We start from the raw sequence: 962 nt of genomic DNA on the forward strand, positions 1-962 counted from the left end.
GGGCAAGGCGCGCAAGGTGCTCGATGAGGCCGCCGCCGGCGGCCAGCAGATCTACGGGCTGAACACCGGCTTGGGGGCCAATCTCGGCGCGACAGTCGAAGGTGATGCCGGCGCGTTCCAGCGCCAGCTTCTCGACGGCCGCGCCGCAGCGGTGGGGACCGCATTGCCGGCCCAACTGGTGCGCGCGGCAATGTTCGCCCGCGTCGCCATGCTATCGGCCGGCGGCTCCGGCCTGTCGCCGCCTGTCTTCACCGCGCTTGTCGACCTGCTCAACGCAGGCGTCCATCCGGTGATGCCCTCGCTCGGCTCGATCGGCGCCGGCGACCTGGTGCTGATGACGGCGATTGCCCATACGCTGATCGGAGAAGGCGATGCCGACTACCAAAGCCGGCGCATGCCGTCAGCCAAGGCATTGATGATGGCGCGCCTTGTCCCGGTCAGCCTGGCGCCGAAGGACGGCCTCTCGCTGATCAACGCTTCCGCGGTCTCCACCGGCGTCGGCGCTCTGGCTCTCGTCGACGCTTTGTCGGCGCTCGAACAGCAGCAGCAGGCCGGCGCGCTGACTATGGAGGCGTTGGGCGCCAACCGCACCATCCTCGATCCTCGTCTGCACCAGGCACGGCCGGGCGCCTGCCAGCAGGTCGCGGCAAAGGCGCTGCGCGAGCTGCTCGCCCGCGAGGACGCACCCGTGCCGACCACCATTCAGGATCCGCTGTCGATCCGCTGCATGCCCTCGATCCATGGCGCGCTGATCCAGGCGATCGACCATGCGCGGCTCGCCGTCGAGATCGAGCTCAATGCCGCCGCCGACAACCCGCTGGTGCTCGTTGATGACGCTCAGGTTTTGTCGACCGGCAATTTCCACACCGCATCGCTGGCGCTGGCATTCGAGACGCTCGGCCTCGCGATCGCCCAATGCGCGGCGGCATCCGCTGCCCGCTTTATCCAGCTCACCGGCTCGA

General features: G+C 68.8%; 1 protein-coding gene. It reads left to right on the forward strand.

Annotation, left to right across the window (positions count from 1 at the left end; genetic code table 11):
- The coding region (locus tag EOA29_RS38000) for an aromatic amino acid lyase (RefSeq protein WP_145970106.1) at window positions 1–962 on the forward strand (962 nt) is incomplete at both ends.

The organism is Mesorhizobium sp. M1E.F.Ca.ET.063.01.1.1, from assembly GCF_003998155.1.
Lineage (GTDB): Bacteria > Pseudomonadota > Alphaproteobacteria > Rhizobiales > Rhizobiaceae > Mesorhizobium.